Source organism: Leucobacter chromiisoli (assembly GCF_016522505.1).
Lineage (GTDB): Bacteria > Actinomycetota > Actinomycetes > Actinomycetales > Microbacteriaceae > Leucobacter > Leucobacter chromiisoli.
The window spans coordinates 94,385-121,255 of record NZ_JAEHOH010000005.1 but is presented as its reverse complement, the minus strand read 5'-3'; the positions used below and the strand labels follow the sequence as shown (position 1 = coordinate 121,255).

25 protein-coding genes and 1 pseudogene are annotated in these 26,871 nt (G+C 71.2%); 14 read left to right on the top strand and 12 right to left on the bottom strand.

The window, feature by feature from the left end; genetic code table 11:
- The first annotated feature begins 15 nt into the window (after nt 1–15).
- On the top strand, nt 16–4,290 hold the full coding sequence (locus JD276_RS04235) for a tetratricopeptide repeat protein (RefSeq protein ID WP_200114205.1): 4,275 nt from the start codon (nt 16–18) through the stop codon (nt 4,288–4,290).
- 177 nt (nt 4,291–4,467) lie between these two features.
- On the top strand, nt 4,468–5,925 hold the full coding sequence (locus JD276_RS04230) for an APC family permease (RefSeq protein ID WP_200114203.1): 1,458 nt from the start codon (nt 4,468–4,470) through the stop codon (nt 5,923–5,925).
- A gap of 60 nt (nt 5,926–5,985) precedes the next feature.
- On the opposite strand, the gene JD276_RS04225 is transcribed toward JD276_RS04230, so the two are convergent.
- Nucleotides 5,986–6,639, bottom strand: a complete 654-nt coding sequence (locus tag JD276_RS04225) for a response regulator (RefSeq protein ID WP_200114200.1) — start codon at nt 6,637–6,639, stop codon at nt 5,986–5,988.
- Nucleotides 6,639–7,538 (bottom strand): sensor histidine kinase, encoded by a 900-nt coding sequence (locus tag JD276_RS04220; protein ID WP_200114199.1) that lies wholly within the window; start codon nt 7,536–7,538, stop codon nt 6,639–6,641. Before JD276_RS04220 ends, JD276_RS04225 begins: the two co-directional genes overlap by 1 nt.
- Nucleotides 7,539–7,848: 310 nt before the next feature.
- Here JD276_RS04220 and JD276_RS04215 point away from each other — a divergent pair, with 310 nt between their 5' ends.
- Both JD276_RS04215 and JD276_RS04210 read left to right on the top strand, forming a co-directional pair.
- The gene (locus tag JD276_RS04215) at nt 7,849–8,082 is read left to right on the top strand and encodes a metallothionein (protein ID WP_200114197.1); all 234 of its coding nucleotides are present in this window, start codon (nt 7,849–7,851) and stop codon (nt 8,080–8,082) included.
- Between the two features lie 116 nt (nt 8,083–8,198).
- Complete coding sequence (locus JD276_RS04210) at nt 8,199–8,504, top strand: hypothetical protein (protein ID WP_200114196.1); 306 nt, start codon at nt 8,199–8,201, stop codon at nt 8,502–8,504.
- Between the two features lie 60 nt (nt 8,505–8,564).
- Here JD276_RS04210 and JD276_RS04205 read toward each other — a convergent pair whose 3' ends face one another.
- The 5 genes and pseudogenes from JD276_RS04205 to JD276_RS04185 form a co-directional block, all read right to left on the bottom strand.
- Nucleotides 8,565–9,482: an ABC transporter substrate-binding protein gene (locus JD276_RS04205; RefSeq protein ID WP_200114195.1), complete on the bottom strand. Its 918-nt coding sequence runs from the start codon at nt 9,480–9,482 to the stop codon at nt 8,565–8,567.
- Complete coding sequence (locus tag JD276_RS04200) at nt 9,479–10,231, bottom strand: ABC transporter permease (protein ID WP_200114194.1); 753 nt, start codon at nt 10,229–10,231, stop codon at nt 9,479–9,481. The genes JD276_RS04205 and JD276_RS04200 overlap by 4 nt, the downstream gene beginning before the upstream one ends.
- Nucleotides 10,228–10,908, bottom strand: coding sequence for an ABC transporter permease (locus JD276_RS04195; RefSeq protein ID WP_200114192.1), 681 nt, complete (start codon nt 10,906–10,908; stop codon nt 10,228–10,230). Before JD276_RS04195 ends, JD276_RS04200 begins: the two co-directional genes overlap by 4 nt.
- A pseudogene (locus tag JD276_RS04190) lies at nt 10,905–11,717 on the bottom strand (ABC transporter ATP-binding protein). The gene JD276_RS04195 and the pseudogene JD276_RS04190 overlap by 4 nt, the downstream one beginning before the upstream one ends.
- Before the next feature lie 69 nt (nt 11,718–11,786).
- Complete coding sequence (locus JD276_RS04185; RefSeq protein ID WP_200114185.1) at nt 11,787–12,335, bottom strand: type 1 glutamine amidotransferase domain-containing protein; 549 nt, start codon at nt 12,333–12,335, stop codon at nt 11,787–11,789.
- A gap of 280 nt (nt 12,336–12,615) precedes the next feature.
- Between JD276_RS04185 and JD276_RS04180 the strand changes: the two genes are divergently transcribed.
- Complete coding sequence (locus tag JD276_RS04180) at nt 12,616–14,055, top strand: mycothione reductase (RefSeq protein WP_200114184.1); 1,440 nt, start codon at nt 12,616–12,618, stop codon at nt 14,053–14,055.
- 84 nt (nt 14,056–14,139) lie between these two features.
- On the opposite strand, the gene JD276_RS04175 is transcribed toward JD276_RS04180, so the two are convergent.
- Nucleotides 14,140–14,580 carry a VOC family protein gene (locus tag JD276_RS04175; RefSeq protein ID WP_200114182.1) on the bottom strand — a complete coding sequence of 147 codons (441 nt, stop codon included), beginning with the start codon at nt 14,578–14,580 and terminating at the stop codon, nt 14,140–14,142.
- A 197-nt stretch (nt 14,581–14,777) separates the two neighbouring features.
- Between JD276_RS04175 and JD276_RS04170 the strand changes: the two genes are divergently transcribed.
- The 8 genes from JD276_RS04170 to JD276_RS04135 all read left to right on the top strand — a co-directional run bounded on the left by JD276_RS04170 (nt 14,778) and on the right by JD276_RS04135 (nt 22,169).
- Nucleotides 14,778–16,445 carry an HNH endonuclease signature motif containing protein gene (locus tag JD276_RS04170; protein ID WP_200114179.1) on the top strand — a complete coding sequence of 556 codons (1,668 nt, stop codon included), beginning with the start codon at nt 14,778–14,780 and terminating at the stop codon, nt 16,443–16,445.
- Between the two features lie 697 nt (nt 16,446–17,142).
- Nucleotides 17,143–17,568 (top strand): 30S ribosomal protein S16, encoded by a 426-nt coding sequence (gene rpsP, locus JD276_RS04165; RefSeq protein ID WP_200114174.1) that lies wholly within the window; start codon nt 17,143–17,145, stop codon nt 17,566–17,568.
- A 4-nt stretch (nt 17,569–17,572) separates the two neighbouring features.
- Nucleotides 17,573–17,845, top strand: a complete 273-nt coding sequence (locus tag JD276_RS04160) for an RNA-binding protein (RefSeq protein ID WP_200114173.1) — start codon at nt 17,573–17,575, stop codon at nt 17,843–17,845.
- The gene (rimM, locus tag JD276_RS04155) at nt 17,845–18,555 is read left to right on the top strand and encodes a ribosome maturation factor RimM (RefSeq protein WP_200114172.1); all 711 of its coding nucleotides are present in this window, start codon (nt 17,845–17,847) and stop codon (nt 18,553–18,555) included. The genes JD276_RS04160 and rimM overlap by 1 nt, the downstream gene beginning before the upstream one ends.
- Nucleotides 18,552–19,298 (top strand): tRNA (guanosine(37)-N1)-methyltransferase TrmD, encoded by a 747-nt coding sequence (gene trmD / locus JD276_RS04150; protein ID WP_200114171.1) that lies wholly within the window; start codon nt 18,552–18,554, stop codon nt 19,296–19,298. The genes rimM and trmD overlap by 4 nt, the downstream gene beginning before the upstream one ends.
- A gap of 98 nt (nt 19,299–19,396) precedes the next feature.
- Nucleotides 19,397–20,782, top strand: coding sequence for a Mur ligase family protein (locus JD276_RS04145; RefSeq protein ID WP_200114168.1), 1,386 nt, complete (start codon nt 19,397–19,399; stop codon nt 20,780–20,782).
- The gene (locus JD276_RS04140) at nt 20,779–21,495 is read left to right on the top strand and encodes a type 1 glutamine amidotransferase (RefSeq protein WP_307866442.1); all 717 of its coding nucleotides are present in this window, start codon (nt 20,779–20,781) and stop codon (nt 21,493–21,495) included. Before JD276_RS04145 ends, JD276_RS04140 begins: the two co-directional genes overlap by 4 nt.
- Before the next feature lie 116 nt (nt 21,496–21,611).
- Entirely contained in the window at nt 21,612–22,169 is a 558-nt protein-coding gene (locus JD276_RS04135; RefSeq protein ID WP_200114163.1) for a YceI family protein, read from the top strand.
- A 56-nt stretch (nt 22,170–22,225) separates the two neighbouring features.
- On the opposite strand, the gene JD276_RS04130 is transcribed toward JD276_RS04135, so the two are convergent.
- The 4 genes from JD276_RS04130 to JD276_RS04115 are packed head-to-tail and all read right to left on the bottom strand — an operon-like array spanning nt 22,226 to nt 25,257.
- Nucleotides 22,226–23,299 (bottom strand): FUSC family protein, encoded by a 1,074-nt coding sequence (locus JD276_RS04130; RefSeq protein ID WP_307866441.1) that lies wholly within the window; start codon nt 23,297–23,299, stop codon nt 22,226–22,228.
- 34 nt (nt 23,300–23,333) lie between these two features.
- Nucleotides 23,334–24,383 (bottom strand): App1 family protein phosphatidate phosphatase, encoded by a 1,050-nt coding sequence (locus JD276_RS16290; protein WP_307866440.1) that lies wholly within the window; start codon nt 24,381–24,383, stop codon nt 23,334–23,336.
- A 44-nt stretch (nt 24,384–24,427) separates the two neighbouring features.
- Nucleotides 24,428–25,093 (bottom strand): DedA family protein, encoded by a 666-nt coding sequence (locus tag JD276_RS04120; RefSeq protein WP_307866439.1) that lies wholly within the window; start codon nt 25,091–25,093, stop codon nt 24,428–24,430.
- 5 nt (nt 25,094–25,098) lie between these two features.
- Nucleotides 25,099–25,257 carry a hypothetical protein gene (locus JD276_RS04115; RefSeq protein ID WP_200114161.1) on the bottom strand — a complete coding sequence of 53 codons (159 nt, stop codon included), beginning with the start codon at nt 25,255–25,257 and terminating at the stop codon, nt 25,099–25,101.
- 155 nt (nt 25,258–25,412) lie between these two features.
- Here JD276_RS04115 and JD276_RS04110 point away from each other — a divergent pair, with 155 nt between their 5' ends.
- The gene (locus JD276_RS04110; protein WP_307866437.1) at nt 25,413–26,867 is read left to right on the top strand and encodes a cytochrome ubiquinol oxidase subunit I; all 1,455 of its coding nucleotides are present in this window, start codon (nt 25,413–25,415) and stop codon (nt 26,865–26,867) included.
- The last annotated feature ends 4 nt before the right edge of the window (nt 26,868–26,871 follow it).

The window sequence follows — 26,871 nt, the reverse complement described above, 5'->3', positions numbered from 1 at the left end:
CGGGAGCGGGCGGCGGTGGAGCTGGTCTTCGATCTCGCCGAGGCGATCAACATCGGCTTCGGCGCGGTCGCCGGTGCGGCGGCGGGGGAGACGGCCGGGGCATCGGTCGCGCTCTTCCGGGAGCGGCTGGCCGACCGCGGCGCACGTCGGCGGCTGACGCAGGCGCTGACCGCCGAGATCCGGCACACCCCCTCGCTCGGGGAAGGCCTGCGGCAGCGGTTGACCGAGCTGGCGGGCGAGCGGAACCTCGCCGCACTGCTGCACCCCGGCGAGACCGAACTCACCGATGCCCAGCGGGAGTGGCAGCGGCTGCTCGGCGATCGCCCCGAGGCCCTCGTGGACGACCTGAACGCGAGACTGCGGCAGGCGGGCACCGACGCGATCGTGTCGACGCTCCCGCTCGAGGGCCGTCTGCTGCACGCGAGAGTCGGCGACATTCAGGAGCGCCTCGAGCGGTCCGAGGTGAGGGACTCTCGCAGGGAGGCGCTGCTCGAGGAGCTGAACGCGCGTCTGGCGGGCCTGCAGCGCGACCTGCAGCACCTCATCGAGGGCGCAGGGGCGGCGTCGGTTTCCGCCGTCAGCGCGTCCGACGCGGCGAGCCACCACCGGACCTCCGTCATTGAGAGACTGGCCGCCGAGGAGTTCCGGGGGCGCGAGCGGGAACTCGCCGCGATCGCGGAGTTCGTCGCCCCTCGGGGCGACGACGGCGGTCAGTGGTGGTGGTGGCTCGCCGGCCCGTGGGCGGGGAAGACCGCGCTGATGGCGCGTCTCGCGCTCCGACCCCCGGCGGGCGCGCGAGTGGCATCGGCGTTCATCATCGGGCGTCAACCCGCCTACGCGGACAGCGACGCCCTCTACGCCGCTCTGATGCCGCAGCTCGCGCTCATCGCCGGGATCGACAGGGGCGACTTCCCGAACGAGGCTCAGTCCAGGAGCCTGATCTTCGCGCAGCTCCTGACGCTCGCCGCGGCGAGAGCCTCGGAGCAGGGCGAGCGACTCCTGCTGCTCGTCGACGGTCTGGACGAGGATCAGGGGCCGCTGCTCCCGACTCCCAAGCCGTCGGTCGCGTCAAGCCTTCCCGAACGTCTGCCTCACAACGTGCGGGTGGTGATCGCCTCGCGCAGCAACCCGCCGCTGCCGCCGGACTTGGGCGACGATCACCCGCTCCGCAGCGTCCGCAGGCGGGAACTCGAGACGTCGCCCGTCGCGTCCGCCGCCGAGCGCAGGGCCACAGACGAGATCGACAGGATCCTCGACACGGCCGATCGGCACGGGAGCCGCTACGGCAGAGATGCCCTGGCCTGCCTCGCCGCAGCGGGAACGGCACTGACTGCCCGCGACCTCGCCGAGCTGACGGGGCAGCATCCCCGCGACCTCGGCCGGCTGATGAGCTCGACCAGCGGGCGCTCGTTCACCGTCGCGGAGTCGCCGGACGGCGCACCCGCTTACAGCCTCGGCCATGACATGCTCGACCGGGTGGTGGTCACCGATCACCTCGAGACGCGCGTGCGGGGGCCCGAGGAGACGGCTGTATCCGGAACCGAGGCGGAGGCCGAGCTGCGCCGCTACCGGGCGGATCGGTTCGCGGCGCTGTCCCCGTGGCGCGAGCGTCTGGCGCGGTGGGGAGCGGAGTGGGCCGAGCACGGCTGGCCCGAGGAGACGCCGGATTATCTGCTCTCGCCGACGTATCCCGCGCTGCTGTGCTCGGATGCCGCGCTCCAGGGGCAGGCGGTCTCCGTGGTCTGCGACGATCGACGAATCGAGCGGCTCAGAGCGCGCGACCACGGAGAGGGCGAGGTCCTCGGGCAGTTGGCCGAGATGGCGCGGTCGCTGCTCGAGCACTGGGCCGGCGCCGGGGACGGTTTCGATCGGCTCGGCGAGGTGCTCCGGTACCTCCATCTGTACAGTCTGCGGAACTCGAGGTTCCCGCTCGAGCTGCCGGCCGGCTTCGCCAGGCTCGGCCAGGAGCAGGAAGCACTCGGGTTGGCGGCATCCGTGCCGCTGCCCCGCAGGCGAGCGACGGCGCTGACGCATGTCAGCGAGACCCTCATCGAGGTCGGGCGGACTGCCCTCGCGCTCCGCGCCGCCCGCGACGCGCTCGCGGCGGTCAACACGATCGACGATCCCGAAGATCGTTGCTCCGCGCTCGCCGAGCTCCTTCCGGTGCTGGCGCGGGCGGGGGATCCCGAAGCTGCCGAATCGGCCCTGCGGGACGCGGTGGACGGTTCCCGCGCGATCGCCTACGCTCCGGTCCGGGGGAGGGCGCTCGTGAGCGTCGCCGCGGCTCTGCTCGACGCCGGGCAGACGGAGGTCGCGCGCGATGTCGCGCGCGACGCACTCGAGACCTCCCGCGAAGCCCTGACCGTCGCTCTCGATGTCGCCGACAAGACCGGTAACGGCACCGGGATCGGCGGAGCCGAGGTGGTGATGCGCAACGCGCTCCAGCTGCTCGCCAGCGCCGGGGAGCCCGAGGAAGCGCTGCGCGAGGCCCGCGGGATCAAGAACCCGTCCCTGTTCGCGGAGACGCTCGCGCTCCTCGCCGGTGTCGCGTCTCGCACCGGGGACGCCGCCTCCGCCGACTCCCTGTGCCGTGAGGCGGCATCGACGGTCGAGGCGCTCTCCTCGCTCGAGACCGACGATGGGGACTTCTATCGGTGGGGTATCGCCTCCGTGATCGCCCCGCTCCTGGTCGATGCCGGCAGCGCAGACCTCGGTGTCGGCCTGGCGCGAGAGATCCCCTGGGACGGTATGAGGGGGCGCACGATGGTCGAGGCGGTCTCGGCCCTGGTCCGCTCGGGGAATACCGAGGGAGCCCGTCGGCTGGCGCCCGAGGCTCTCGTCTCGGTGCGTGCGATTCACCATGAGTGGACGCGATACTCCGTGCTCCATGCCGCCGTCTCCGTGCTCGCCGACCTCGGCGATCCCGACGCCGCGTATGAGGCGCTGCGGGAGATCCCCGAGGAGCAACGGTGGCAGGATGTGCGCGCCGGGGTCGTCGCGTCGCTGGCGCGAGGGGGCAGCGCCGCGCGAGCCCTGGAACTGGCACGGGAGATCCCGGTCGGCGAGGAGAGGAGCGCAGCGCTGTGCGGAAGCGCGCTGATCCTGTCGGAGCGGGGCGAGGCAGAGACCGCGCTCCCCGCTCTTCGGGAGGCCCTCGACGCCGCACGGAGCGGCACGGGAGTGTACCGGCAGGATGAGGAGATCGTCGATGCCGCCCCGGACCTCGTCGCTGTCTACGGCGCCGAAACGGCTATCGCAGAGGCCAGGGGCCTCGACGCCGCCGTTCAGCGAGGGCGCGCCTTCGCGGGGATCGCGCACGCGCTCGCGAGTGGTGGCGAGCGGAAAGCCGCAGTCGGAGCGGTCTGGGAAGCGCTGGCGGAGGCGTGCGTCGTCGGAGAGGACTTCGACCGGAGCCGCCCGCCCGCCGACGTCGTCCCGGTGCTGAGGCGGGCGGAAGACGAGGATCGTGCACTCGGAGAACTCGGCGCGAAATCCCGGGTCATGCTGCGGGAGGAAGTGCTCGCCGCGCTCGCCCCTGCGGTGGCGGCGCTCGGCGAGTCCTCCGCGGCCCTCGAGCTCGCCCGGTCGATAACGGACGACTCGAGACGCTGCCGGGCCATGGGGAGTGCGGCCCGCGCCCTCCGAGACGTACCCGATGCGGTCTCCGAGGCTCGAGCCGCGATACTCTCCATCGCGAGCGTGTGGATGAGACCGACTCGCGACAATCTCCCCGGAGTCTGGAGGGACCGGTCCATGGTGAGGGTCGTTCTCGCGCTGGCCGACCTCGGCGACATCGATGCCGCGCGCGAGGCCGCTGATCTCCTCGATCCCGGCACCGCCCTGGTGCACGGCCTCGCGGGAGTCGCCAGGGGCCTGGCCGAGGCTCGCGGTCACGACGCGCTGCCCGACGTCCTCGAAGCGCTCGACATGTTGGAGGACGTGCTGCGCTGGGCAGCGTCCGTCGGGCCCGGCCACCACCGTGACATGGAACTGGACGCCGCCGTCGATGCGCTCGTGCTCGTCGTCGAGGCGATCACGACGATCGAGAAGAGGAGTGCGCCGAACGAGTTGCGGCCCGCGGCGGAAGGAACGGCGACGCTCGGTGCGCGGGTGCCGCCGCTCGAAGAACCGCTGCGATCCCTCGACGAGCTGCGAGCCCGCGCGGCGCGTCTGCTCGGGGAGATGTGGGTCGCGATGGGGCATCCCTGGGCCGGCTGGCGGGCCCTCGCGGCGTTGGCCCCCGACGCCTTCGCACGGGTCGTCGACGAGCGGCTCCTCTCCGCGGCCTGAACCCCGCGACCGGGCGCGCTCCGCGCCGCTCCCGAGCTGGGATATCTCCGCGCCGTTCCCGAACTGGGGCACCTCCGCCTCGTTCCCGAACTGGGATACATTGGAGTCCTCGATCTGCGCTCGAGGCATTCGCCTCGGGGTGCCTGCGACGAGGCGGGAGCGAGAAGGGGGAGCACGATGACGAGACCCGATACCGAAGCGGTCGCGGCGATTGAGGGGGCCGATCACGGAACCGGGCTCAAGAAGGTGATCGGGCCGAAGCTGCTGCTCCTGCTCATCATGGGCGACATCATCGGCGCCGGCATCTTCGCGATCACCGGCCGGGTGGCGGGCCAGGTGGGCGGCGCAGCGTGGCTGCCGTTCCTGCTCGCCTTCGCCATCGCGACGCTGACGGCCTTCTCCTACCTGGAGCTCGTGACGAAGTACCCCTATGCGGCCGGAGCGGCGCTCTACACGCACAAGGCGTTCCACATCCACTTCGTCACCTTCATCGTGGCCTTCGCCGTCGCCAGCTCGGGCATCACGAGCGCCGCGACCTCGGCGACGCTGGTCGCGAAGAACCTCCTCATCGGTTTCGGGCAGTTCTTCGAGGGGGTCCCCAGCGACTCGACGGCGACGATGGTCACGGCGATCGCGATCATCGTCGTCCTGGCGCTCATCAACCTGCGGGGCGTCGGCGAGAGCGTGAAGTTCAACCTCGTGCTCACCCTCGTGACGCTCGGGATCATGGGCGTCATCATCGTGATCGGCTTCATCGCCATCGTCGGCGGCAACGGCGATGTCGGGCGGCTCGTCGTGTTCGAGACCCCCGGGGACCGAGGCGCCTTCGCCGCCGTCACCATGGCGACGGCGATCGCGTTCTTCGCGATGGTCGGCTTCGAGGACTCGGTGAACCTGGTCGAGGAGTGCAAGAACCCGCAGCGCGACTTCCCGAGGATCATGCTCACCGGCCTCGGACTCTGCGCCCTCATCTACATGCTGGTCGCGGTGACCGTCATCATGGTGATCCCGCCGGGCGACCTGCTCAACCCGAAGAACCCCGATGCCGGGATCCTGCTCGACGTCGTCAGGATCGGAGCGCCCGGCATCCCGGTCGACGCGATCTTCCCCTTCCTCACGGTGTTCGCGGTCGTGAACACCGCCCTCATCAACATGCTGATGGCGAGCCGCCTGCTCTACGGCATGGCGAAGCAGGACGTGCTGCCGAAGGTGCTCAGCAAGGTGCTGCCGAAGCGGCGCTCGCCGTGGGTCTCGATCCTGTTCAGCACGCTCCTCGCGGTGGGTCTCGTGGTCTACGTCAACCAGAACTCCGAGGACGGCATCGTCGGCGCGCTCGGCGGCACCACCGGGTTGCTGCTGCTCTGCGTCTTCGCCGTGGTCAACATCGCGCTGCTCGTGCTGCGGCGCGATCCGACCCCGGAGAACGGCTTCCGGGCGCCGACGGTCGTGCCGATCCTCGGCGCGATCCTCTCCCTCTTCCTCGCCGGTCCCTGGGCGCGCAGCCGGGAGGACTGGATCCAGTACGAGATCGCCGGCCTGCTGCTGGCCATCGGCGTCGGCCTGTGGCTCGTCACCTGGATCGCGACGCTCGCCACGCGCCGGCGCACCGAGAGCCGCAACGTCGGGCAGTTCTAGTCGAACCGGACGGAGGGCGGCCGCGAGACCGATGACCGGGCCGGCCTGCCGGGGAGCGCCTCAGCGGAGCAGCCGGTGCTCGTAGGCGGCGATCACGAGCTGCGCCCGATCCCGGGCGTGCAGCTTCGCCCGGATGCTGCCGATGTGCGTCTTGACCGTGCCCATCGAGATCACGAGGTGCGCTCCGATCTCGTCGTTCGAGAGGCCCCGGCCGATCAGGGTGAGCACCTCGACCTCTCTCGCGGTGAGGCGGTCGAGGCCCGTGGCGGGGGGAGCGGCCGACCGTTCCAGGAACTCCTCGACCAGTCGGGCGAGGATGCTGGGCGCGAACAGCGATTCACCGGAGCGCGTGCGCCGGATCGCGTCGGCGAGCTGCTCGGGCGGGGCGTCTTTGAGCAGGAACCCGCTCGCGCCCGCCCGGAGCGCCGCGTCGACGTACTCGTCGAGCTCGAACATGCTCAGGACGAGCACCCGCGTCCCCTCCAGCTCGGGCTCGGCCGCGATGCGTCCGGTCGCCTCGATGCCGTCGCCGCCCGGCATCCGCACGTCCATCAGCACCACGTCGGGCTGCAGCCGCAGCGCCTGTGCGACCGCTTCCGAGCCCGTGCCCGCCTCGCCGACGACGGCGAGGTCGGCCTCGCCGTCGATGATGAGCCCGAGGCTGCGCCGGATCAGGGGCTGGTCGTCGACCACCAGCACGCGGATGGGAGCCATCAGGGGCGGCCTCCGTCGGGGAGGATCGCCGCGAGCAGGTAGCCGCCGTCGCCCTCGACGCGGCCGGCGGACAGCGAACCGCCGAGCGCCGTCACCCGCTCGCGCAGCCCCGCGAGGCCGAGCCCCGTCCCCGGCTGCGGCTCCCATGCGGGCGCCGGCCCTCGGTCACGCACCCGCACCGTCACCTCGGCTCCGGGTCCGGATCCGTCGTCGGAGCGCCGCACTTCGACACTCGCGGCCGTGGGGCCGGCGTGCCTCGCGGTGTTGGCGAGCCCCTCGCGCACGATCGCGCAGATCGTCAGCTGCACGCCCGCCGAGATCTCTCCGAGACCGGATCCCGCGCCCATCCTCGCCTCCACGTCGAGGCCGGCGGTGCGCGCGCCCTCGACGATCGTCGCGAGATCCTCCAGCGTCTCGCCGGGGCGCAGCGGAGCCGGGGCCTGGTCCGCCGATCGCAGCACCGAGAGCATGCGCCGCAGCTCCGTCGTGGCCTGGCGTCCGGCCCGCTCGATGTCGCGCAGCGCGGAGCTGCGCTCCTCCTCGGCCCGCGCGCCGCTCACGCGCCCGGCGGCGGCCGCGCGCACCGTGATGAGGCCGAGGCCGTGCGAGGCGAGGTCGTGCAGCTCCCGGGCGATCCGCAGCCGCTCGGCCTGGGCCGCCCGCTCGGCCGCCCACTCCGTCAGGCGGTCCTCGTGCTCGCGCCGCTCTCTCCGCACGCGCAGCAGAGTGGAGCCCAGCACCGCCGAGACGACTCCCGCCGCGACCGCGAGGGGCAGCCAGACCGTGCGCGGGTCGCCGCCGACGCCCATGAACGAGAGCCCGAGCAGCACGAGCGCCGAGGCGATCGCCGCGCCGAACCACGCGCGCGTGCGCCACACCGGGCGGTCGGAGAACTCCATGCTCCTCAGTCTAGGGAGCGGCGCGGAGGACGAGATCGGACCCGGGTCGGAGACGGGCCGGTCCGGGCCGATGCACGCGGAGCCTGCCCCGAGCCGGGGCCGCCTCCGCTTGAACGGGTGCGCGTCCGGGCTCGCACCATACGCCGCATCCGCCGGATCGGCCACCCCCTCCCGCCCGCCGGGCGGGAGGGGGATCCTGGGATCACGTGGACCATCATCGACGATCCGCGTGCGGACGTGCGCGAGCATCTCCGATGCTCGACGGAGCGTCCGAACCGGTCGTCGCCCGAGAGGTGAGGAGCTCAGCATCATGGCGACATGCGACACGTGCGGCAACGACTACGACAAGACCTTCACGGTCACCGCGCCCGACGCATCGGGGACGTTCGACAGCTTCGAGTGCGCGGCGCAGGCGATGGCCCCCGAGTGCGGGCACTGCGGATGCAGGATCCTCGGCCACGGCGTCGAAGCCGAGGGGCGCATCTTCTGCTGCGCCCACTGCGCTCGCGGGGTGGGTGAGCGCGACCTGGTGGACCGCGCATGAGCGGCGAACGGGAGCCCCGGGACGGAGCGGACCCTCGGGGTGAACCGCGCTCCACGAGTCAGCCGCGCCCTGCGGGAGAACCGGACCCGACGGCTGAACCGCTCGATCCCACCAAGATGGCGAATCAACCCGCCCTGCGCACCTCCTCCGGCAACGTCTGGGTGATCGTGGGCTTCCTCTTCGCGGCCGCCAGCATGATCCCCCTCTCGGCGCTCATCTTCGTCTCACCGGGCCGCTCGGCGCCCGTGGCATGGGCGACGGCGGTGGCCGTCGTGGTGTTCTTCGCGGCGCTGCTGCTCACGCGGTTCCTGGCGCGACCCGGCGCGGGAAGACTGCGGCGCTTGGCGGTGTACTTCCTGACGATGGCCGCCGTGGCGCTCATCGGCATCCTCGTCAGTGCGTTCCTGGAGGCGACTCCCTGATCGAGGCTGCCCCGGATGCGGCCGGGCGGCCGCCCGAGGGCCCCGCCCGGCCGCCCGGGCTCAGCCGAGATCCTGCTCGGCCAGCCAGTCGCTCGCGATGGTGTCGGCGGGCAGCTCCTCCGAGACGCTGCGGGCGTTCAGCTCGATGAGGTCCTGCGGCTCGAGCGCCGCGCTCACCGCGTCGATGACGGCGGCGGCCTCGTCGTCGACCTTGTCGCTCGCGAGCGGCACCAGGTGCGAGGCGAGGAACAGGCCCTCCGGGTCCTCCAGCGAAACGAGGTCGTTCTCCGCGATCGAGGGGTCGGCGGTGTAGATGATCGCGAGCTGGATGTCGCCGTCCTGCAGCGCCTTCACGGTGAGGGGTCCGCCCCCGTCCTCGATGGGCGTGAAGCCCACCTCCACCCCGTAGGTCTCGCGCAGGCCCTCCGGCCCGTTGGGGCGGCTCTCCGCTTCCGAGTTCGCGCCGAGGGTCAAGGGGTCGGTGACCTTCTCGAGGTCCGCCACGGTCTCGAGGCCCCACTCGTCGGCGAACTCCCGCGTCACCACGTAGGAGTCCTGGTCGGTCGCGGGCGCCTGCTCGAGCGGTCGGAGGCCGTCCGGCGTGTTCGCAGCCAGCTCGTCGTAGACGTCGTCGGAGAGACGGGCCCCGGTGTCGGGCACCCAGTACTGCAGCAGCGGGCCCGTGTATTCGGGGAAGAGATCGATCGATCCGCTCTCGATCTCGGGCAGGTAGACCTCGCGCTGGCCGATCCTGAACTGCCGGTCGACGTCGTAGCCTTCCGACTCGAGCGCCTGGGCGTAGATCTCGGCGACGATCTCGTTCGAGTAGTAGTCCTGCGAGCCGACGACGATGGTGTCCGAGGACCCACCGGCATCGCCGCTCCCGCCCTCGTTGAGCGGGTCGCCGCCGGTGCATGCGCTGAGGGCGAGCGCGCTCGCGGCGAGGAGCGCTCCGGTGGCGATGGTGCGACGGTTCATGGTGTGACTTCCTTTCGCGAAGCTGCGGTGGCGATTGCGGTCGTGTCCGTGGAGCGGGCCCCGCGCCGCCCGGTGCGGGGGTGCGAACCCGGGCGGGCGAAACGTCGGGCGGCGAGCCGTTGGCAGGCCGCCAGTGCGAGCTCGAGCACCAGGGCGAGCACCGCGACGATCAGGGCGCCGGCGAGCATCTGGGCGTAGTCGCGCGATTTCAGGCCGGCGAAGAGGTAGCGTCCGAGCCCGAGGTTCGAGGTGTAGGCGGCGAGCGTGGCGGTGGCGACGACCTGCAGCGTCGCGGCGCGGAGCCCGCCCACGACGACGGGGAGGGCGAGGGGGAACTCCACCCGGCCGACGACTTGGAGGGGACTCATCCCGATCGCTCGGGCGGCCCCCGGCAGATCCGGATCGACCGCCTGCACTCCCGCGTAGGCGCCCGCGAGCAGTGACGGGATCGCCAGGATGACGAGGGCGAGCAGCGGGGCGGTGAGCCCGATCCCGAGCGCGAGGCCGAACAGGGTGAGCAGACCGAGCGTCGGGATCGCGCGGGCCGCTCCGGTGATCGCGCCGATGAAGCCGGCGCCGCGACGGAGGTGACCGATCAGCACGCCGCTCGGGATCGAGACGATCGCCGCGATCGCGACGGCGGCGAAGGTGATGAGGAGGTGCTGGCCCACACGAGTCGGGATGCCGCCGGGACCCGACCAGTGCGTCGGGTCTGCGAGCCAGGCGATCGCCTCGGCGAAGAGGTTCATCGCGCGACCTCCCCTCGCGCGCGGCGCCTCGACGCTGCGGGTCTCGCGGTCGCGGTCCACGGGGTCACGGCGCGGCCCAGCGCGAGCACCGCGGCGTCGAGCACGAGCGCCAGCACGACCGTGGCGATGAGGCCCGTCGCCACCTCGGCCGCGATCCCCCGCTGGAACCCGTCGGTGAGCAGCGTGCCGAGGCTCGAGACCCCGATGAGCGCGCCGATCGTGACGAGGCTGATGGTGGAGACGACCACGACCCGCACGCCCGAGACGAGCACCGGGACGGCGAGCGGCAGATCCACCCGCCAGAAGACGCCCAGCGGCGAGTACCCCGTGGCGAGAGCGGCGTCGCGCACCGCCCCGTCCACGGACGCGAAGGCATCGGCCGAGGTGCGCACGAGCAGGGCGACGCCGTAGACCGTCAGAGCGACGATCATCGTCGCCGATGAGCGGAGCGCGGTGCCGATCACGGCGGGGACGATGATGAGCAGCGGCAGCGCGGGAATGGCGTACATGAGGGACGCCGCTCCGAGCAGCGGCGACCCGAGGAGCGGGCGCCGGAAGGCGAGGCGGCCGATGGGAACGGCGATGAGCACGCTCGCGAGGATCGCCGGCACGCTCAGGATGAGGTGGTCGACGGCGAGCTCGAGCACCTGCGCCCAGTTCGAGGCGAGCCAGCTCATGGGCCGAGCACCCCGATCGGCCGCTCGTTCCCGTCGACCACGATCGTGCGCCCCTCCCGCTGCACCGTGCGCAGGGAGCGCTCGGCGCGCTCGCATCCTCTTCACCCGCGCCCGACGTCGGCCGCGGGCTCCGCCAGGATCCCCGCCGGAGTGCCGTGCTGCGCGATCTCTCCCCGCTCGCGCAGCACGACGACCTCGTCGCCGAGGCGGAAGGCCTCGTCGACGTCGTGGGTGACGAAGACGATCGTCTTCCCGAGCTCCGACTGCAGCCGCAGCAGCTCGTCCTGGAGCTCGCGCCGCACGATGGGATCCACCGCGCCGAAGGGCTCGTCCATCAGCAGGATGTTGGGATCCCCGGCGAGCGCCCTGGCCACGCCGACGCGCTGCTGCTGCCCCCCGGAGAGCTGGGCGGGATACCGCCGGGCGAGCGAGCGGTCGAGGCCCACCCGCTCCATGAGCTCCAGCGAGGCGGCTCGCGCCTCCCTGCGGGAAGCGCCCGTGAGCACGGGGACGGTCGCGATGTTGTCGGCGATGGTGCGATGGGGCAGCAGCCCGCCCTGCTGCAGCACGTAGCCGATCGAGCGCCGAAGCCGCACGGCATCGCGGTCGAGGACGTCGTCTCCGTCGATGAGCACCCGGCCCTCGGTCGGGTCCACCATCCGGTTGACCATCCGCAGCAGCGTGGTCTTGCCGGAACCGGAGGACCCGACCAGCACCACGGTGCGGTGGGACGGGACCGTCAAGGAGAACTCCGAGACGGCCACCGACCCGCCGGGGTACGTCTTCGTCACCGATTGGAACTCGATCACGAGCCCACCCCCTCCGCCGCGGGATCCGCCCGGCGTTCCGTCACCGTCGGGCGATGTCTGCCATCAACCCTATGCGGTCTGGCCCTCGTGGCGCCCCTCGGCGACCTCCTCGACCAGCTTCGCGTTGAAGGCGGGCAGATCGTCGGGGGTGCGGCTCGACACCAGGCCCTGGTCGACCACGACCTCCTCGTCGACCCAGTTCGCCCCCGCGTTGATCAGATCGGTCCGCAGGCTGGGGTAGGAGGTGATGGTGCGGTCGCGGAGCACATCGGCGTCGGCGAGGATCCACGCGCCGTGGCAGATGACCGCGACGGGCTTGCCGGTCTCGAAGAAGCGCCGCACGAACTGCACGGCCGCCCGGTCGAGCCGGATGTGGTCGGCGTTCACGACCCCGCCCGGCAGCACCAGCGCGTCGTAGTCGTCGGCGTTCGCCTCCGAGGTCGTGCGACCCACCTGCGCCTCGTGCTCTTTCTTGCCCTTGATGGTGCCGGTCTCCGTCGAGATCAGCTCGGCGACGGCTTCGTGCTCCGTCACCGCGCCCCAGGGACTCGTCAGCTCGGAGTCCTCGTAACCGTCGGTGGCGAGGAAGGCGATCCTCTTGCCTGTGAGATGCGACATGCTTGCTCCTCTCGTTCGGGCGATGACGGCCGCTCGGCTCGGGCTGGGCCCGCGGGAGCGACGCGTCCTGGGTTCCCTCACGAGTGAAGCGGTGCGGCGCTCCGTGCCGCAACCCGTTGATGGAGCGCCGCAAATGCGGTATCGCCGTGGAGCGCGCAGGCGTGCCTCGCTCGCCCGGCGCGGCGTCCCCGGCGCGCCGGGCGTTGGGGCCCCGCCGCCGGCCTACGGGGGCGCGCCCGTCCCGCACGGAAGCCCCGCTCGCCCGGCCTACGATGGGGGAATGACGACACTCACCGCCGACCTCGCGATCATCGGTTCCGGATCGGGGAACACCCTGATCACCCCGCACTGGGAGGACAAGCGGGTGGTGCTCGCCGAGCAGGGGACCTTCGGAGGCACCTGCCTCAACGTCGGATGCATCCCCACCAAGATGTTCGTGCGCCCCTCAGAGGCCGCCCGCGGCCCGGAGGAGGCGGCCCGGCTGAACGTCACGCAGCGCACCGAGGCGGTGGACTGGGTCGGCATGCGGGACCGCATCTTCTCGCGGATCGATCCGATCTCCGATGCGGGCCGACGCTATCGCGACGAGCTCGAGAACGTCGAGCTGATCGAGCAGCGGGTGAGGCTCGCGGGCGCGCGATCGTTCGTCGCGGAGGACGGCACGCGGGTCGAGGCTGAGCGGCTCGTCATCGCAGCCGGTTCCCGGCCCGTGCTGCCGGACGTGCCCGGGATCCATCTGCCGCACGTGCACACCTCGGACACCGTCATGCGCATCGACAGTCTGCCCCGGCGCGTCCTCGTCGTCGGAGGAGGGTTCATCGCCTGCGAGTTCGCGGGCATCTTCTCCGGGCTCGGCGCCGAGGTGGTGCAGATCAACCGGGGGCCGCGGCTCATGCGCGGGCTCGACGAGGAGATCTCACGGGCCTACACCGAGGAGGCCGGGAAGAACTGGACGGTCCGTTGCGGGCGCGTGCTCTCCTCCCTCGCGGAGACGGACGACGGAGCCGTCACCGCGGAGATCCTCGTGCGGGGTGCGCAGAGCGAGGAGGAGGTGCGGGAGCCCGGCGAGTTCGACATCGTGCTGGTGGCGCTGGGACGGCGGCCGAACTCGGACCTCGTCGGCGCGGCGGAGGCCGGGCTCGACCTGCACGGCGACGGCAGGATCGCCGTGGACGCCTTCCAGCGGGTGCTCTCGGGCGGGCGCCCGGTCGACGGCCTCTTCGCGCTCGGCGACATATGCTCGGAGCTCCAGCTGAAGCACGTCGCCAACCACGAGGCGCGTGTCGTCGCTCACAACCTCGAGCATCCGGACGATCTCCGCGAGTCGAGGCGGGATGCGGTCCCCTCGGCGGTGTTCACCCACCCCGAGCTGGCCAGCGTGGGGCTCACCGAGACGCAGGCGGTGGAGCGCATCGGCGCCGAGAACGTCACCTGCAAGGTCCAGCGCTACGGCGACACGGCGTACGGATGGGCGATGGAGGATCGCTCGGGCCTGTTCAAGACGGTCGCCGATCGTCGCGACGGGCGGATCCTCGGGGCTTGCGTCATGGGGTATCAGGCCTCGAACCTCATCCAGCCGGTCGTCACGGCGATGAGCTTCGGGATCGACGCGCACACCTTCGCGCGCGGGCAGTACTGGATCCACCCGGCCCTGATGGAGGTCACCGAGAACGCGCTGCTCGGCCTCGACGTTCCCGCGGGGGAGCGGCCCCCGCTCTGAGCGCGGGCCGGTCGCGGCGGTGGCGCCTTGCGGAGCGGTGGTGCCGTGGCGCCGTCCGGAGCGGTGGTGCCGGATCGCCCGGCGTCAGACCTCGTCCGCGATCCTCTCCGGAGTCGGCTCCTCCGGTGTCGGCTCCTCCGGTGTCGGCTCCTCCGCGAGTGCGAGGCTGTTCCCATCGGGATCCCGGACCGCGATGTGACGCACCCCGTTCCCGTAGGTCTCGACGAGGTACTGCTCCGAGCCCGCCGCGCCCGCCGCGGTGGCGGTCTCCTCCTCGTAGGTGCGCAGTCGCTCGAGCACGCCGTCGAGGTCGTGCACCGCGAGGGTCGCGATGCCGTGGCCCGCGTGCTCGGCGTGCGGAGCCAGCACGAACCACGCCGTCTCGCTGATCTCCCAGATGATCTCGTCCCCGACCTCCTCGTCGGACGGCCTGCCGAAGAGGGTGGCGTACCAGGATGCCGCGGCGCGGGTGTCCCTCGAGGGCATCACGGCGAAGAGGTGGGATACGGCTGACGTGGGCGACATGACGACCTCCTGTCTCCGGGAGTGCAGGACTCTGTGGATAACAGGGACTCATCCACAGCTGCACAGGAGCTGAATGCGAAGAAGATCCCGAACCTCCAGAATTCCCCCGGAAAGCGTGGACGGCCGATCTCGCAGCACCCGCCCGTTCCCGCCGCTCCTGGGGGGCCGATGTCAGTGGTCGATGCTCTGATAGAGGCATGACCCCGCTCCCGTTCGATACCCCCTCGGCGCAGCTCGACGCGCTCGACTCGGTGGTGTCGAGCCTCGCGGCGGTGCGCGAGCAGATGCGTCACCTGCAGGCGGTCGAGGCGCTCCTGCTGTCGAGCGGATCCCTGATCGCCGACGCCGTCTCCGCAGCTGGGGCGCACCCCGACAACGCCCAGCTCGCCCATCGCGCCGTGGCCGCCGAGCTGGGGGCCGCGGTGAACGAGTCGGATCGCACCGTCGCGGTGAAGATGGATCGGGCGGCGAGGCTCGTGCACGACTATCCGGCGGCGTACCGCGCGCTCGCCGACGGCCGGATCTCGCAGGCGCATGCCTCGGCGGTCGTTGAATCGGGGGAGGTCATCTCCGATCCGCGGGCCCGGGCCCGCTACGAGGCGGAGGCGTTGAAGCACGCCGAGGCTCAGACGGTCGGCCGGCTGCGTCCGATCGCGCGACGGCTCGCGGAGCGCTATGCGGAGCGCGCGTTCGAGGAGCGTCACAAGGAGGCCGGGCGCTTTCGCGCGGTGCGGGTCGTCGACGGCGAAGACGGCATGGCCGATCTCGTGGCGACGCTGCCCGCCCTCTACGCCTACGGCATCAAAGACCGGCTCGATCAGATGGCCCGCCGCATCAAGGCGGCTCCGGCCGGAAGCCGACGCGCCGAGGGGCGCCCGGCCGACGGGTCGGCCGACGGTGTCATGGCCGACGGTGTGCTCCCCGCCGGCGGTGTGCTCCCCGCCGGCGCTGTCGCCTCTGATGGTGATCGGGGGGACGATCGGGTCGATGATCGGGTCGACGTGCGGTCCGCTGACGAGATACGCGCCGATCTGCTCACCGACATGCTCCTCGCCGGGGATCCGAGTGCGCTGGCGGCGAGGCCGGCTGGCGGTCTCGCGTCGATCGCTGCGCGGGTGCAGGTGCTCGTGCCCGTGAAGCGGGTCGCGGGGCGGCGAACGGGCGGCGCACCGCGGGCCGGGTCCGAACAGGGCTCGACTTCCGCCGGAGCGTTCGCCGAGTTCTCGGACGCTCTCGACGTTCCGGGGTTCGACGACGCTGCCGTGCTGAGCGGAGGCCAGCTCGTGAGCGACGAGGCGGTGCGCGGCCTCGCCGCATCGGCGAGCAGCTGGGATCGCGTCGACGTGGACAGCGAGAAGGGCGAGATCATCGCGGTCGAGGCCTATCGTCCGAGCGCTGAGATGAGGCGTTTTCTCAGAGCGCGAGACGAGCACTGCCGGTTCCCCGGATGCCGCGTCGCGCCGCAGCGATGCGACATCGACCACACGATCGACGCCGCGCTCGGGGGGCCGACGTCGACCGTCAACACAGCCCATCTCTGCAGACGGCATCACACGCTGAAGCACTCGACGGCCTGGAAGGTCGAGCAGGACGACAGCGGCGTGCTGACGTGGACCAGCCCCACGGGGCGCGTGTACCCCGACGAGCCGGCGAGCCGAGTGAGATTCACCCCATTCCGCGACGACTCGTCAGGGCCGAGTGCCCGAGAAGGCCGTCGCGACCCGTATGGGCCGGGCGCCCCGAGAGGGCCGAACTCCCCGCCTGTCGCGCATGCTCGAGGTGCCCCGACCTATCGTGGGCGGGAGTCCGCCCGAGGAGCGCCCCGCGACCGCAGTGGGGAGCCTCCCCTCAGTGTCCCCTTCTGAGAGGAGTCGGGCGTGCAGCCGCCCGGTCGCGAGCAGCGGGACAGGGACAGCCCGATCGCGAGTAGCGGGGCAGGGACGTAGCTCGGTCGCGAGTAGGTAGTGGGATGAGGGACAGCCCGGTCGCCATTGGTGGGACAGGGACGCCCGATCGCGAGTAGCGGGGCGCACACTCGACGGGGCCTAGACTCTCTCCATCCTCACGGACGGAGGAAGCATGTCGGAGCAGCAGGAGATCACTCCTCGGCAGGAGGTGCGCGAGGCCTGCGCGGTCGGGCTCGCCGGTGGATCCATCGAGGACGCCGCCGGAGACCCCGATCAGCCCGTCCACGAGTTCTCCTCGGCGGTGGATCGCGGCGCTCATGGAGCCCGGGTCCCCGGGCGCCCAGGCTCACCGGGGCGTCGAGGGTCCCCGGGGCGTCCGGGCTCACCGGGGCGTCCGGGCTCCCCGAGGCATCGCGCTCCTGAGAGAGACCCCTTCGCTCACGAGGATCCGGTTCATCGAGGCGAGAATGGGATCTCCGCGGAGAGCGAGTCTCGAAAATCCCTGGTCCCAACAAAAATTGCATTTCAGGGCCGTGTGTGTGAAGATTGATGGGTTCGCGCGACTCGCGCGTCAGGCTTTCGCGCCGTTCCCACCGTGGCACTCTGCGCCGCGACACATCGGCGCATCGTCACCACTCAACTCAAGGAGTCATTCATGGCCGTCAAGATCCGTCTGAAGCGCCTCGGCAAGATCCGTGCGCCGTTCTACCGCATCGTCGTCGCCGACTCGCGCACCAAGCGCGACGGACGCGTGATCGAGGAGATCGGCAAGTACCACCCGACCGAGAACCCCTCGTTCATCGAGGTCGACTCGGAGCGCGCGCAGTACTGGCTGAGCGTCGGCGCGCAGCCCACCGAGCAGGTCGCGGCGATCCTGAAGCTCACCGGCGACTGGGGCAAGTTCACGGGCGAGGGCGACACCGAGTCGAAGGTCCTCCCCGTCGAGCCGAAGCCGGCCTTCGAGGCCGACGCGGCGAAGAAGCCCGTGCTGCGCCCGAAGGCGGAGAAGCCCGCTGCTGCCGCCGCCGAGGCTCCCGCTGAGGCCGCCGCCGACGAGGCCGCCGAGAGCACCGAGGGCTAGAACCGTGACTGCGCAGGCGTTGGCCGACGCTCTCGAACACCTGGTCAAGGGGATCGTGGATCGCCCTGAGCGGGTGCGGGTCGACGCGCGCGAGACGTCGCGCGGCGGGATCCTCGAGGTGCGCGTGCACCCCGCCGATCTCGGTCGCGTCATCGGGCGGGGCGGACGCACCGCCCAGTCCCTGCGCACGGTCATCGGCTCCCTCGCGGACGGCGACCGCGTCCGCATCGACGTCGTCGACACCGACGACGCAGACGAGGCGGAGGACGCGTCCTGATGGTCGACGCGCCCAAGCGCACCCAGGCTCCTCGTCCCGCTAGCGGGGCGGGGAGCCTCCGCGTTGGTCGCCTGACGAAGCCGCACGGGCTCAAGGGCGGCGTCAAGCTCGAACTCTTCACCGACAATCCTGAGCTGCGGTTCGTGCCGGGCGCGGTGTTCCATCTCCAGGTGCCGCAGGACTCGCCGTGGTTCGAGCGCACCATCACGATGCGCGAGCTGCGCTGGTTCAACGACGCCCCCGTCGGGTTCTTCGACGAGCTTCCGGACCGCACCGCCGTCGAGAGCATCGTGCGGGCGATCCTGTGGATCGATGAGAGCGCCGTCGCGGAGGGCGCCGAGGAGAACGCCTGGTACGACCACCAGCTCGTGGGGCTCGCGGTGCAGCGGGACGGCGTCACCGTCGGCACGGTCGTGGAGGTGCAGCACCTCCCCGCGCAGGATCTGCTGGCCGTCAAGACGGAGGGCGGGATCGTGCTGGTGCCGTTCGTCGAGGCCATCGTGCCGAGCGTCGATCCCGAGGCCGGCGTCGTCGTCGTGACTCCGCCGACCGGCCTCTTCGAGGAGGGCCCCGACTCGGGGGATGCCGAGCCCGATTCCGGCTCTGAATCCGGTCCCGAGGCCGAGCCCGATTCCGGCTCTGAGGTCGGCTCTGAATCCGGTCCCGAGGCTGAGCCCGCTCCAGGGAACGCGGAGGGCGACCCCGCGTGAGGATCGACGTCGTCACGATCTTCCCCGGGTACTTCGACGCCCTCGAGCTCTCGCTGCTCGGCAAGGCCCGGAGCCGGGGCCTGATCGACGTGCGGGTGCACGACCTGCGCGATGCCGCCCACGATCGGCACCGCACGGTCGACGGCAAGCCCGCGGGCGGCGGAGCCGGCATGGTGATGAAGCCCGAGCCCTGGGGCGAGATGCTCGACGGCATCCTCGCGGCTCAGGATGCCGGTCCCGACCCGCTCATCATCTTCCCCTCGCCCGCTGGAGAGGTCTTCGACCAGCGCATGGCGCGCGAGCTGGCGGGGGAGTCGCACCTCGTGTTCGGCTGCGGGCGCTACGAGGGCATCGACCAGCGCGTCTTCGACGAGTACGCCGACCGCGGCCGCGTGCGCCTCGTCAGTATCGGGGACTACGTGCTCAACGGCGGCGAGGTCGCGACGATCGCGATGATCGAGGCGATCGGGCGCCTGCTGCCCGGCGTGATCGGGAACCCCGAGAGCCTCGTCGAGGAGTCGCACGAGGCCTCCGGCGGGGGTGCCCTGCTCGAGTACCCGAGCTACACGCAGCCCGCCGAGTGGCGCGGCCGAGCGGTGCCGCCGGTGCTGCTGAGCGGCAATCACGGCGCCGTCGCGAAGTGGCGTCAGGAGCAGCGCGTCGAGCGCACGTTGAGGATGCGCCCCGAGCTGCTGCCGCCCGGGCTGAGCGGTGGCCGTCGCGGCAGGCACGCCGCCGAGTAGCGCGCACCGTCGCGGTAGGCACGCCGCCGAGTAGCGCGCACCGCGGCAGTCTCGCCGTGCGACCGCGGCAGTCTCATCGCGCGCACTAGGCTTGACCCATGCGTGATTTCCTCTCAGCCGTCGCGGGCAAGACGGTGCGGCAGCTCGCGAGACTCCGCGGCGGCGGCTCCGCGCTGCCCGGCCTCGTGATCGAGAAGCTCGATCCAGGGTTCCTCGCGCGCGTGCTCGGCCGCCTGCCCTACGGGGCGGTCGCGGTCAGCGGCACGAACGGCAAGACGACCACCACGAAGATGATCGTCGAGATCCTCGAGGCGCAGGGCCTGCGGGTCTTCACGAACCGCACCGGATCGAACTTCACGAGGGGCGTCATCGCTGCGGCGGTGCAGGAGTGCTCGCTGCGCGGGCGGCTCGACGCCGATATCGCGGTGCTGGAGCTCGATGAGGCGCACGCGATGCACTTCATCGACAAGGTGAAGCCCCGCTTCACGCTGCTGCTGAACGTGCTGCGGGATCAGCTCGACCGGTTCGGCGAGATCGACACGACGGCGAAGCTGCTGCAGCGCATCGCCGACGCCACGACCGAGGGCGTCGTCGTGAACCGCGAGGATCCGCTGCTCGCCGCGATCGGGGAGCGGGTGCGCGCCGCCGCGGCGCGGGATCGCCGATCGCTGCCCGAGGTGCGGGAGTTCGGCCTCTCCGCCGAGCTGCGGGCGATGTTCCCGAGCGACGACGACTTCCACGGCGGCGGGGACGCGCGCGGAACGGACGACGGCGATGTCGCCGTCGGCACGGCCGACGCGGCGGGCGCCGGAAGCGACGCCGTTCGCGCCGACGTCGCACTCGTCGAGCTCGGCGATCACTCGGCCGTGTTCGAGATCGACGGCGCCCGGCACGGTACCGACCTGAAGCTCGAGGGCCTCTACAACACCTTCAACGCCGCTGCGGCGCTCGCAACCGTGCGCATGGTCCTGGACGCCGGCATCCTGCCCGGCCGCTCGGCCCGGCGTCGGCCGCCTGCGACGACCGCCTCGCTGCTCGCGGCGCTGGCGGAGGTGCGCCCCGCGTTCGGACGCGGCGAGCGGCTCGAGCTGGACGGCCGGCCGCTCGAGCTCGTGCTCGTCAAGAACCCCGCGGGGTTCAGGCTCGGCCTCGCCTCGTTCGACGCGGCCGGCGTCGACGTGATGATCGCGATCAACGACCAGTACGCCGATGGACGCGACATGTCCTGGCTGTGGGACGTGGACTTCACCTCGCTCGTCGAGGGCGTGGACACGGTCAGCGGCACCCGCGCCTGGGACATGGCGCTGCGCCTCGAGCACGACGATGTCGAGGTGCGGCACGTCGAGGAGGATCTGGCTCGCGCGCTGCGCGAGTTCCGGGCGCGCACCGGCGGAGGACCCCGCCGCATCTACTGCACGTACACCGCGATGCTCGCGCTGCGCAGGGAGCTCGCGGAGCTGACCGAGGTGGAGGATATCTGGTGAACGAGCTCGTGATCGTGTCCCTGTACCCGCGCGACATGAACATCTACGGCGACCGCGGCAACGTCCTGGCCCTCGAGCGGCGCGCCCGTGCCCACGGATTCGAGCCGCGGGTCGTCGAGGTCAACCCGGGGGACCCGCTGCCCGAGAGGATCGACATCGTCGTCGGGGGAGGCGGGCAGGATTCGGGGCAGGGCCGCGTGGCCGTCGACCTCGCGCTCAAGCAGCACCGCATCCAGCGGCTCGCGGACGAGGGCGCTCCGATGCTGATGGTCTGCGGCCTCTACCAGCTCTTCGGGCACCGCTTCGTGACCCACACCGGCGACGAGCTGGTCGGGATCGGCGTGCTCGACGTCGAGACCCGCGGCGGAGACGAGCGCATGATCGGCAACATCGTCCTCGACACCGAGGAGTTCGGCGAGGTGATCGGCTACGAGAACCACAGCGGGCACACGACGCTCGGCCCCGGGTCCCGGCCGCTCGGCCGGGTGACGCAGGGGGCGGGGAACAACCCCGATGACGGCGTCGAGGGCGCGCGCACCGGCAACGTGATCGGCAGCTACCTGCACGGCTCGCTGCTGCCGAAGAACCCGGCCATCACCGACTTCCTCATCGCGGAGGCGGCGAAGCGCCGCTACGGATCGTTCGAGCCCCGCGCCGGGGTGGACGAGACCGCCCTCCGCGCGCGCGAATCGGCCAAGCGCCGCCCGCGCTAGAAGCCCGGCGCCGCCCGTGTGAGAAAAGGATCCGCATGAATGCTTGCGGATCCCGCATCGCGTCGCTATAGTTGAAACATCAATTAAAACGAATGCAGTTGATCGAAAGGCTCACCATGGCAATCACCGCAGACCAGATCCCCGGTTACCGCGTCGGCACCTGGACCGTCGACCCCACCCACTCCGAGGTCGGATTCTCCGTCCGCCACCTCGCCATCAGCAAGGTCAAGGGCAAGTTCGAGAAGTTCGAGGCGACCTTCACGACCGGCGAGAACCCCCTCGACTCCTCCGTGACGGCGACGGCCGAGGTCGAGTCGATCAACACCAACGAGCCGAACCGCGACGGCCACCTGCGCACGGGTGACTTCTTCGCCGCCGAGGAGTACCCCCAGCTCACCTTCGTCTCGACGGGCGTCCGCGAGGAGAACGGCGACTTCAAGGTCGACGGCGACCTCACCATGCGCGGTGTGACCAAGCCCGTCACCTTCGACTTCGAGTTCGGCGGCTTCGGCGAGGACGCCTACGGCAACTACAAGGCGGGCTTCACCGCGACGACCGTCGTGAAGCGCGAGGACTTCGGCCTCACCTGGAACGCACCGCTTGAGAAGGGCGGTCTCCTGCTCGGCTCCGATGTCACGATCACCCTCGACGTCCAGGCCGCCCTGCAGCAGTAGCGAGGCGCGCAGAGGGGTCGTCCGCGGCGACCCCTCTTTCGTGCGCCCGAAGCTCGCTACAGGTCGAGTTCGCCCGTGATCCGGCCCCGCACCCGCCGCAGATCCTCCATGAGCGATCCGATCAGCACCCAGTGGTCGGGATGCGGGCGGGGGATCGTGTAGGGGGAGGTGAGCAGCGGAGGCTCGACGTGGTCACCGGTCGGCTCTCCGGGACCGACGAGCAGCTCGAGGTCGTGCGCCGCGCGGCGGATCTCCTCCACCATCCCGACCACCGAGGGATCGGCCACGAGATCCGACTCGTAGAGGTCGTAGACGGCTCGCGACATCCCGATGACCTGGGTCACGATGGGCTGCAGTCGCTGGAACAGCTCGTCGTCGGCGGCGAGACCCTCCCGGTAGCGTCGGCTCCGCGGGTTGAGCCGCAGGCTCTCGCGCGCCTGCCTGAGCAGCGCGTGCACGCCGGAGCGGTCCTCCTGCAGCGCTCGCGCCCGCTCGTACATCTCCTCGAGCCACTCGTCGTCGCGCGGCTCGTCGAGCGCGTCTGCGAGGCGGCGGAGCGCCGCTGCGGCGTCCTCCGTGAGCTTCGCGATCGCCTCGTGCACCGGGAGGGTGCGCACGGGGGCCGCGACGAGGGCGTTGAGCCCGAATCCGATGAGCGCGCCGATGAGCGTCTCGACCAGGCGCTCCACTCCGTAGTGCAGATCCAGGCCGCCGAGCGCGATCACCAGCAGCGCGCTGATGGCGACCTGATTCGAGGCGCTCGGCGTCATCCGCAGCAGCCAGCCCAGCGCGATCGCGAGCGTGAGCGCCGCCACGAAGAGCCAGGAGTGCTGTCCGAGGATCTCGCCGGCGATCAGGGCGACCGTGACGCCGAGCAGCACGCCGACGACCCGCTCGAGCCCCCGGCTGAGCGACTGGTCGACATTGTCCTGCTGCACGACGAGCAGCGCGGCGATCGCCCCGAAGATGGGCAGCTGGTCGGGGAAGACCAGCAGGCAGATCGGCCACGCGATGAGCATCGCGGCGAGGGCCTTCCCGGCCTGCAGCAGGGAGGCGCGCTTCTCGGCGCGGAAGCGCCCCGTGAGCTCCGCGGGGGTGCGTCGCCAGAGCGGAGGCCGGGCGTCGGTCACGGCCGCTCCGCCTCCCGCGTCGCGCCGAGGCCGTTCACATCAGATCCAGCTTCTGCAGCTCGTGGCGCAGCGTGGCGCCGTCGGGGCCGTACACCCACGGCACGCCGCTGACGCTGCGGTGCAGGCGGGCCTTGGAGCGGCCGCCGGCGAGCACGGCCTCTCCGACGGAGAGCTGCCGGATCGCGACCGCCGCCACGTTCTGCGGGTGGGCCGTCGCGAACTCGTGGTACAGCATCTCGTCGTGCTGGCCGTCGTCGCCGATGAGCACCCATCGCACGTCGGGGAACTCGGCCGCGAGCCGTCGCAGCTCGCGGCGCTTGTGCTCCTTGCCGCTGCGGAACCAGCGGTCGTGCGTCGGGCCCCAGTCCGTGAGCAGCAGCGGGCCCATGGGGTAGAGGTTGCGGGCGAGGAACCGACTGAGCGCCGGCGCCGCGTTCCACGCCCCGGTCGACAGGTACACGACGGGCGAGCCGGGATGGTCGGCCACGAGGTGGTCGAGCATGACGGCCATGCCCGGGGTGGCGGCGCGGGCGTGCTCGTCGAGCACGAAGCTGTTCCAGGCCGCCACCAGCGGCTTCGGGAGCGCGGTGATGAGGATCGTGTCATCGACGTCGGAGATCACGCCGAAGCGGGCGGCGGGATCCACGACGTACACGGGGGCGTTCGTGGCCTCGCTGTCGCCGGCCTGCAGCGTGAGCGTGTGCCAGCCGGGGGAGAGCGTGACCGGCACGATCGAGTCGATCACGCCGCCCCGATCCGAGACCACCTCGCTGACCGGCTCGCCGTCGACGAGCACGCGCACCGTCTGGTGGGGCACGTGCAGGCTGGTGAACGTGCGCCATCCCCGCACGCGGGAGACCTCGGCCACGTCTGAGCGGAAGCGCGTGTGCTCTCGCGTCGACGGCTTGAGGTACATCACGCGGCCCAGCACCCGCACCCACTCGCCGCTGCCGTAGCCGATGTAGGGGATCACCGAGGGCACCTTGCCCCGACTCGCGGCCCGCTTCGCCCGGCGGCCCTGCACCCAGTCCTCGATGCGCGCTGCGAAGCGGGGCCGGGGGTCGGTGCGGTCGTACTCGGTCACCCGGACAGTCTAGGGTGCGAGGCCGGTCGGGCGCTCGGACGCGCTCAGCGGGCGTCCCCGCCCTCGATCTCCTCGCTCCGCATGTGCCGTCGCTCGCGGGCGAAGAACCAGCGCTTCAGCGCCCAGAGGGCGGCCGCCGCCGCGACGGCCGCCGCTGCGAACAGCAGGCCCGCTCCCTTGACGGTGCCGGCCAGCCGTTCGTACCCCGCGGCGGCCCCCGACCCGAGCGAGACGACGAGGAGCGACCAGACGAGGCTGGCGGCGAAGGTCCAGACGATGAAGACGCGATAGCGCATGCCCGCCATGCCGGCGGTGAGCGGCACGAGGGAGTGCAGCACCGGGAGGAACCGGGAGAGGAAGACCGCGACGCCGCCGCGCTCGCCCAGGTAGTGCTCGGCGAGCGCCCAGTTGCGGTCGCCGAGCCTCCGCCCCGCCCGGCTGCCGCGGAGCCTCGGGCCGAACCATCGGCCGAGGGCGAAGCCGACGCTCTCCCCCGCGAGGGAGCCGGCCATGAGCGCGACGACCAGCCAGGAGAACTGCGCGGGGCTCGTGACGCCGACCGCGGCGATCAGCGCGATGGAGTCGCCAGGTACGACGAGGCCGACGAAGACCGAGGTCTCGAGCATGATGCCCAGGCCGGCCACGACGGTGCGCAGCGCGGGATCCATGTCGCGGATCGCATCCAGCAGAGTGTTCAGAAGCTCGGTCACCAGGGTCAGTGTAGGGCCGCGAGCCGGACGCCGCCTGCGCCCGATGGCGCGCCGCACGCGCCGATGGCGATACCGAGCGCGACATCTGTGGCATTGATGGATCGGCGAGATAGCTTCACGTCGAGAAAACCCTGGTCGTGGAATAGTTCGACGTCGAGATGCATTCGCAGGGAATTCGCAGAAAAGGTAGAATCGGAGGTGACCGGTCACCGACCGGTAGCTCCGGCGAGGAATGACCATCCTGCCCCCGGATCTCACTAAGGGAGTGCGGAACGACGCCCCCTGGGTGCGGTCCGCGTCCCGTGCCCTGGAGCCTCACGTGTACGAAACCCTCGATGCGTTGACGCTGGCCCGATGGCAGTTCGGGCTGACGACGCTGTATCACTTCATCTTCGTCCCGCTGACGATCGGGCTGAGCCTGCTCGTCGCGATCCTGCAGACCGTGTGGGTGCGCACCGGCAAGGTGAAGTACCTGCGCCTCACCCGCCTCTACGGCAAGATCTTCCTCATCAACTTCGCGATGGGCGTCGTCACCGGCATCGTGCAGGAGTTCCAGTTCGGCATGAACTGGTCGGACTACTCCCGCTTCGTCGGCGACATCTTCGGCGCTCCGCTCGCGATGGAGGGCCTCATCGCCTTCTTCCTCGAGGCCACCTTCATCGGCATCTGGATCTTCGGGTGGGACAAGCTGCCGAAGCGGGTGCACCTGCTCTCGATCTGGATGACGTCGATCGCCACGATGCTCTCGGCGTACTTCATCCTCGCAGCCAACGCGTTCATGCAGAACCCCGTGACGGAGGCGTTCACGGTGAACGAGGAGCGCGGCCGCGTCGAGCTGAACGACATCGTCCCCGTGCTCACGAACCCCGTCGCCATGACCCAGTTCCCGCACACCCTCTTCGCGTCCGTCATGTTCGCCGGGGCCGTGATGGTCGCGGTCGCCGCGTGGCACCTGAAGCGCGGGCAGTTCGTCGACGAGATGCGCGTCAGCCTCCGGTTCGGTGCGTGGACCAACATCCTCGCCTTCATGGGGGTCGGGCTCACCGGGCACTCGCTCGGCATGGTGATGACCGAGACCCAACCGATGAAGATGGCCGCCGCCGAGGCGCTCTACGAGACGGCCTCCGGTGCCGACGCGTCCTTCTCGATCTTCAGCCTGGGCACCCCCGACGGGGCGCACGAGATCTTCTCGATCCGCATCCCGTACCTGCTCTCCTTCCTCTCGAACGGCACGTTCGACGGCTCCGTCGAGGGCATCCGCGACCTCCAGACCGAGTACGAGGCGCTGTACTGCGGGGGCGCCGACAGCCTGCTGACCTGCCCCGGCGGCGGTGGCTTCGCGCCCATCATCTGGGTCACCTACTGGTCGTTCCGCTGGATGATCGGCCTCGGCGCGCTCTCGGCCCTCGTGTCGGCCGTCGGGCTCTGGATCACGCGGAAGAACCGCGAGGTGCCCGAGTGGGCGTGGAAGGTCGCCGTCTGGACGGTTCCGGTGCCGATGCTCGCCTCGCTCGTCGGCTGGGTGTTCACCGAGATGGGCCGCCAGCCCTGGATCGTCTTCGGGCTGATGACGACGGAGCAGGGGGTCTCGCCGGGCGTTCCCGGCTGGGCCGTGCTCGTCTCGCTGATCGTCTTCACGCTCGTCTACGGCGCCCTGGCGGTGGTCGAGTTCACATTGATCACCAAGGCGGCGAAGGAGGGCCCTCCCGAGATCGAGACCTCGGAGGACGAGGGCGGAGAGCCCGATCACCGCGCACTGGCCACGGTCTACTAGGAGG